4 protein-coding genes are annotated in these 7410 nt (G+C 69.9%); 3 read left to right on the top strand and 1 reads right to left on the bottom strand.

Annotated elements, in window-relative coordinates; genetic code table 11:
• The first annotated feature begins 52 nt into the window (after nt 1-52).
• Nucleotides 53-1936 (top strand): alpha-amylase family glycosyl hydrolase, encoded by a 1884-nt coding sequence (locus tag GZ998_RS03920; protein ID WP_219109093.1) that lies wholly within the window; start codon nt 53-55, stop codon nt 1934-1936.
• A 326-nt stretch (nt 1937-2262) separates the two neighbouring features.
• On the opposite strand, the gene GZ998_RS03915 is transcribed toward GZ998_RS03920, so the two are convergent.
• Nucleotides 2263-3378 carry an ABC transporter permease gene (locus GZ998_RS03915; RefSeq protein WP_219109092.1) on the bottom strand — a complete coding sequence of 372 codons (1116 nt, stop codon included), beginning with the start codon at nt 3376-3378 and terminating at the stop codon, nt 2263-2265.
• A 116-nt stretch (nt 3379-3494) separates the two neighbouring features.
• Here GZ998_RS03915 and GZ998_RS03910 point away from each other — a divergent pair, with 116 nt between their 5' ends.
• Nucleotides 3495-4052, top strand: coding sequence for a TetR/AcrR family transcriptional regulator (locus GZ998_RS03910; RefSeq protein WP_219109091.1), 558 nt, complete (start codon nt 3495-3497; stop codon nt 4050-4052).
• Between the two features lie 205 nt (nt 4053-4257).
• A complete protein-coding gene (gene pulA / locus GZ998_RS03905; RefSeq protein WP_257505009.1) occupies nt 4258-7098 on the top strand; it encodes a pullulanase-type alpha-1,6-glucosidase in 2841 nt (946 codons plus the stop codon).
• Nucleotides 7099-7410: the final 312 nt, after the last annotated feature.

Genomic DNA, 7410 nt, shown 5'->3' with positions numbered 1-7410 from the left:
ACCCCACCCAGGGCCTCCCAGAATCTCACGACTTCTGACACTCCCAGATGTCATGAGATCCAACAGTCCCAGAAGTCATGAGACATCACACGATGCCGACGCCACCAAGACCAGCCCCTACGTGCGCGGCACCGGCATGGACGCCACCCTCGACTTCGCCTTCCAGGCCGCCGCCCAGGGCTTCGCCCGGGGCCGGCCGACGACGAACCTGAGCACTTTCTTCGCCACCGACGACTACTACACGACCACTCACTCCAGCATCTATGCCGAACCCACCTTCCTGGGCAACCACGACATGGGTCGTATCGGCTACCTGCTGGGCGGCGGCTCCGGCAGCGAGGAGCTGCTAATCCGCTCCGAGCTCGCCCACTCGCTGATGCTGCTGACCCGCGGTCAGCCGGTCATCTACTACGGTGACGAGCAGGGCTTCGCCGGCTCCGGCGGGGACAAGGACGCCCGCCAGGACATGTTCGCCACCCAGGTGGACCAGTACGCGACCGAGCAGCTCATCGACGGCACCGTCGCCGGCTCCACCGACCGCTACGACACCGACTCCGCGCTCTACCAGCACATCGCCACTGTGTCCCAGCTGCGCGCCACCTACCCGGCGCTGTCCACTGGCTCCCAGATCGAGCTGTACTCCCAGGACTCCGCCGGCGTATACGCCTTCGCCCGCGTGGACCGCGACGAGAAGATCGAGCACCTGGTCGCCCTGAACAATGCCGGCGAGGACCAGGTGGTCACCTTCAACACCCTCACTCCCGGCGCCGCCTACACCCCGCTGTACGGCACCGAGCAGGCGGTCACGGCCGACGCCGACGGCACGGTCACGCTGACCGTGCCCGCGCTGAGCGCCGTCGTGCTGCGCGCCGACGCCACCGTCGCCGCCACCGAGAACCCCGCAGTCGAGTTCGCCACCGCCTACGGGACGAACCTGTCCGGCGCCACCGCCGAGATCGCCGCCGCCACCGCGGCCGGCCGCTGGGCGGAGACCACCTTCTCCTACCGGCCGCTCGGTACCGAGGAGTGGACCGTCGTCGGCACCGCCGAGGATGACACCCCGCGCGTGTACGCGGACCTGTCCGCGGTGCCCACCGGCACCGTCCTGGAGGTGCGGGCGGTAACGACCGACGCCGCCGGCAACCGGGCCGCCACCTCCACCCTCGCCGTCGTAGGCGCCGACCTGACCGGCGCCGAGCCCGAGGCCAAGCCGGATGCCCCCATCGACGGCCTCGAGGTCACCATCCCCGGCGACCACAACACCGAGATGGGCTGCATTTCCGACTGGCAGCCCGACTGCGAGCAGGCGCTGCTCACCCAGGACCCGGTCTCCGGCCTGTACACCGGCACCTTCGACATCCCCGCCGGCACCTGGCAGTACAAGGTCGCCATCGGCGGCACCTGGGACGAGAACTACGGCGCCGATGGCGTCCCCGGCGGCGACAACATCTACTACACCACGGACGGCCTAAAGCCCGTCGCCTTCTACTACGACGCCCGCACCCACCTGGTGTGGCACGAGGTCACGGAGCCGCCCGCAGCCGATCCCACCGCGGAGCCCACTGCCGTCCCGTCGGCCACTTCCACGTCGGTGCCCGGCGCGGATCCGAGTGCCGAGGCGACGGCGTCGGCGCAGCCCGGTGCCTCCGCGCAGGGCACCGCGCCCGCGGCGGTCGGGGAGAGCACTGCGCCCGCGGCTACGGCGGCTGCCACTGCCCCCGGTGGAACGGCTACGGTCCCCGCAGGCGGCGGTGCAGCGCCGTCGGCGACCGCGACCGTCCCCGCTGAGGGGGCTTCGTCATCGTCATCCGCGACACCCGCCGGCGCCGCCGGCGCGCTGGCCCGTACCGGAGCCATCGGGGTCATGCCGCTGACCGTGGCCGCGCTGGCGCTGATCATGGCGGGGGCGCTCCTGCACCGGCGTCGCCGCGCCTGAATCGCGGCGCGCAACAACGCGGGCGGCGCCCGGGACCGAGTGGCTGGTTCCGGGCGCCGCCCGCATCGTTGCCTGCCGCCCACGTCCGCGCTTGCGGCCGGGGTCCTCTACTACGCCGGTTACTGCTCTAGTACGCGCGTTAGGTGTTTGTTGAAGGGGCTCCGGCCCTTCAACAGAGGTCTAACCGGCGTAGTAGACGCCGAAGGGGCGTAGCAAACGCTGGCCGGCTCCACCAACGCTCGCGACACCCCGCCGGGACGGTCCCGAAGGCACTCGCCTCCGCACCGTCCCGGCGGGTTTGCGTGATGGTCTGCGCGGTCGAGGACTCAGCTCACGCGATCACCACGACCGCGGCGGGCATTGGCGTACGCGCCGACGGCGAGCAGGGCCAGGCCGCAGACGATCCAGGCCGTCAGCACCCATGGGCTCGCCCCCATGCCGGCGCCGTCGAAGTAGGCGGCGGAGCGCAGCCAGGTGCCGGCCGCCCCGACGGGTAGCAGCTGCCCGAATGCTCCCCACCCGCTGGGGAGCCACTGCCACCCGGTGGCGAGGCCGGAGAGCGGGTTAGCCACAAACAGCATGATTACGGCGCCTAGCCCTATGCCGGCATAGCCCATCAGCTCCTGCAGGCCGATCAGCGTCAGGGAGATCGCCGCAATGCCGAGGGTCAGGCCCGCCCACAGCAGCAGGAAGGAGCCGGAGACGGCGCCGAACCAGGTCTGTAGCACGACGGCGACGCACAGCCCGCCAAGTGCGGCGATTGCCGTCGCCCCCAGCACGCGCTTCCACGGAGAAGTGCGCAGTACCAGGCTCAGGATCACGCCCGAGGCGAGGCCCCCGAACACCAGCGGCAGCGCCACCGAGGACAGGGCCACTCCGGCCGGGTCGTCGGCGGGCAGGGGGGCGACGTCGGTTACGGTGACCGACTGCGAGGTACTCGCCTCCTGCTGGACCTGTGCGAGCGTGGCGGCGTCGGCGCCCTGCGCCTGGGCTGCGGCCACGGCCTGCGCGTCAATCTGTGCCTCCAGTGCGGTGGCGAGGTTGGTCAGCAGTGCGGAGTAGGGGCCGCCCGCGCCGGAGGCGGTTACCACCTCGACTTGCTGGCCCGACTCGTCGGCGGTGATGGCGATCCCGCCGATGGCCTCACGGTTCTCAACCGCGCTGGTCACCGCCTGGGTGTCCTCGACGACGGTCACCTCGAACACTCCGGGTGCGGAGGTCTCCAGCTGACTCAGCAACTGGTCCTGTGCGGCCTCCGGTGCCGCGAGCGCCAGGGGCAGGTCCTTGGCGCCGGAGCTTATGGACGGCGCCAGGAACGCCAGGAGCATGAGGATGATGACGGCGGGAATGCCGATGGTGGCGAGCAGGAGCCCGCGGGTGGAACGCCGCGGGTCCTGGGGCGCGGCGGGGACCTGCGCCGGGGTGGTTCGTGGGGTGCTCATCGCTTGCTCGATTCTGTAAGTGGAACGATATGCTCCGGATGCGTTCCGGAGCGTATCGCTCCGGATGTAGTCTGGGCAAGCCCGCGGGGACATCCGCGGGGGAGAGGAGCATCACTATGCGCGTGGACGCCGCCGCCAACCGCGAGGCGATCGTCGAGGCTGCCAAGAACCTATTCGCCGATGTCGGCGTAGACGTCCCCGTCAGGAGGATTGCGGCTCAGGCGGGCGTCGGCATGGGGACGCTGTACCGGCATTTCCCGGACCGGATGAGCCTGGTGGTCGGGGTTGCCGACGCGGTCTACGAGCGCCTGGACGCGGCCGCGGGGCGCTGCGAGCAGGCCTGGGGAAGCGCCCCCGAGGCTGCCTGGGCGGGCTTCGTGCACGAGCTGGCGGCGCTGCGGTTGGGGCGGCTGCTGATGCAGGTCGGCGGCAGCTCCGAGCTGTTCGCGGCGGGTGGTCCCGGGCCCGGCCTGCGCGAGCGCGCCCTCACGCGAATCGCGCAGGTGCTTGAGCGCGCGCACGCCGCGGGGCTTGTGCGTCAAGACGTCGACCCCATCCGATTTCAGGTTGGCGTGGTCGAATTATCCCGGCCGCTGGGGGCGGCCGTCGATGAAATGGCCCCCGGCTGGCAGGACTGGCTGGTTGACGTCTACCTGCGGGGGCTGCGACCCTAGGGGCGGGGCCGGTCGAGTGTGCTGTGAGCACTGTGCTGCGCGGCTGCCCTGTGGTTGCCGCGCCGCTGTTGCGCGGTGAGGCTGCTGCGCGGTGAGGCTGCTGTGAACGACCACTCGGACCACATCGCCGTGGTGTCTTGACAGATGTTGGCTGTTCCTGGAAGCGTCGGGCTAGACTCGCGCCAACAGGCAGGAAGGTGTTCCTATGGCCATCGTCGTCCCGGTGCATCACGACGCCCCGGTCCGCCACGAGCTTCCCGGGGTTGGGGAGGCCCGCGCCTACTGGGTGGATGAGACCACCCTCGCCTGGCCCGCCGACCTGCTGCCGGCGATGGTTGACGTAGGGGCGCTGAGCGCACCCCCGACGGAGGGGGCCACAACCCGCACACCCGTAACCTTCGGGCTCGTGACGTCCCCCGAAGGGGGCGCGCGCATCGTGGACGGGATTTTGGACCGAGGCCCCGGCGGCACGGAGATCCCCCTATCCATCGTCGGCTCCCTGGAGGATCTGCTCGGGGAGGAGGCCATGGCCGCACACCCCGCCCTGCGCGGCTACCTGGCCCTGTCACTGGAGGACGAGTTCGGTGGCCGCAGCGTCGAGCGCGAGGACATAACACTGCTGCTGACCGGTCAGCTGGCGGTGGTGCAGCGTACCTCGGCCTCCACCGGTGGCTGGATCACTGCCTTCACCGGCGTGCAGACCTGGCCCCTGCTCGACCGCCTGTACGCAGGCGCGGCGGCCCGCGACGGCTCGGCCCCGCTCGGCGCCGGCATCGGCCCCGACGGCGCACCCACCTTCGCCCTGTGGGCACCCACCGCCGTCGACGTCGTCCTGCTCGCCTGGCCCACCGGCGACCCGACCGGCTCCGCCCCGCTGGCGGAGGGGGACCCGGTTCGCGTGCCCGCAGGTCGCGCTGACGCCGAGTCCTGGGACGGCCGCTGGGAGGTGGGTGGCCCAGCCGCCACCGCAGCCGGCATCGACACCGGCGCGCAATACCTGTGGGAGGTGAGCGTGTATGTCCCCTCCACCGGAAAGGTGGAGACGAACCTGGTCACCGATCCCTACTCGCGCGCGCTGACCGTGGACTCGCGCAGGAGCGTCGTCGTCGACCTGGGGCAGCGCGCGCTCAAGCCCTCGAACTGGCGGGAGAACCTGAGCCCCGTCGTCGCCAATGACGCGGCCCGCGCCATTTACGAGCTGCACGTGCGCGACTTCTCCGCCGCCGATGACTCCGTGCCAGAAGAGCTGCGCGGTACCTACGCGGCCTTCTCCCTCGCCTCCGCGGGAACCCGTCACCTGCGCAGTCTCGCTGCCGCGGGCATCGACACCCTCCACCTGCTGCCCACCTTCGACTTCTGCTCCGTGCCCGAGGAGCGTGCCGCCCAAAGCGTCCCGGAGATTCCCGCCGACGCCTCCGCGGCCTCGCGCCGCCCACAGGCCGCCATCACCGCCGTCGCCGATCAGGACGCTTACAACTGGGGCTACGACCCCTGGCACTGGTTGGCCCCCGAGGGCTCCTACGCGCGGGCGGGCAGGCAGGACGGCGGGGCGCGCGTATACGAGTTCCGGGAGATGGTCGGCGCCATCCACGGCATGGGCCTGCAGGTGGTGCTCGACCAGGTCTTCAACCACACCGGGGCCTCGGGCCAGGATCCGCACAGCGTGCTCGACCGGATCGTGCCCGGCTACTACCACCGGCTGGATGCCGCGGGGAACGTGGAGATGTCCACGTGCTGCAACAACATCGCCACCGAGCACCGCATGGCCGAACGGCTCATGATTGACGCCTGCGTCTCCTGGGTGGTCGACTACCGGGTCGACGGCTTCCGCTTCGACCTGATGGGTTACCACTCACTGGCAACCATGACGCATCTGCAGGAGGCCCTGGCCGAGGTCGCCGATGACGCGGTCGGGCACTGCATCTACCTGTACGGCGAGGGCTGGAACATGGGGGAGGTGGCGAATAACGCCCTGTTCACCCAGGCCAAGCAGGGGCAGGCGGGCCTGCTGGGCATTGGCACATTCAACGACCGTGTGCGTGACGCCGTCCACGGCCGCAGCGATGACACCGACCCGCGCGTGCCGCAGGGGCTGGGTAATGGCGAACTGACCGACCCCAACGGCTATGACGACCGCTCCGAGGAGACCAAGCGCAATGACCTGGCCTGGCGCACCGACCTGGTTCGCCTGGCCCTGGCCGGCAACATGCGGGACTTCGAGCTGCATGCCGCCGGCGCGCAGTGGGTCAGAGGTGAGGAGATCAGCTACGGCGATCAGCCCGCCGCGTACGGGTACGCCCCCACCGACGCCATCAACTACGTCGATGCCCACGACGACGAGACCCTGTTCGACCGGCTCGCCTACAAGCTGCCGCTGGGCACGTCCATGGCCGAGCGCATCCGCATGAACACGCTGTGCCTGGCCACCGTCACGCTCGGGCAGTCACCGTGCTTCTGGGCAGCGGGCACGGAGCTGCTGCGCAGCAAGTCACTGGACACCGACTCCTACAACTCCGGCGACCACTTCAACGCTATCGACTGGACCGGGCAGGACAACGGTTGGGGCCGTGGCCTGCCGCCGGCCGCCCGCAACTTCGATGCCTGGGTGGTGCAGGCCGGCATCCTCATGCGCGAGGACCTGCGCCCAAGTGCACAGGACATCGCCACCGCCCGGGCGCAGGCGCTCGACCTGCTGCGACTGCGGCGCTCTAGCCACTTGTTCTCCCTGGGGTCGGCCGCGCTGATACGCGAACGGGTGTCGTTCCCGAGCGGCGACTTCGACACGCCCGGGCTGGTGATCATGCTGATAGATGACGGCGCCGGGGCAAGTGACATCGACCCGGACTTGGACGGGCTGCTCGTGGTGATCAACCCCGCCCCCGGAACCGTCGAGCAGCGGGTGGATGCGCTGGTGGACCGCTACTTCGAGCTGAGCGACATCCAGTTGGAGGGCGCCGACCCGATCGTGAAGGACACCCGCTTCGACGCGGGCACCGGCACCATCACCATCCCCGGCCGCACCGTCGCCGTCCTGTACGAGCGCTGACCATGCGCACTGGCCACAAGCGCTGACCACCGCCCTTCGCCCCTCGCGAGACCGGCACTTGTGACACGCTGAGACCGGCACTTGTGACGTGCTGAGACCGGTTCTTGGTGTTTGAGGGTGTGTGGGTCTGGGGGTTCGTGTGTTGTCGGGACGGTGTTGATGTGACGGTTCGTACCTTCGCGTCAGGGTTCGTATGTTCTGGTCGGCGGTTCGTACTTTGTTGTGACTGTGCTGTCTCCACACTTCTGGGACGGTTGAGTCTCATGACTTCTGGGACGGTTGAGTCTCATGGGTTTTGGGACGGTTGGGAGC

The organism is Actinomyces sp. 594, from assembly GCF_019325145.1.
Classification (GTDB): domain Bacteria; phylum Actinomycetota; class Actinomycetes; order Actinomycetales; family Actinomycetaceae; genus Actinomyces.
This window is presented reverse-complemented; position numbering and strand designations above follow the sequence as displayed.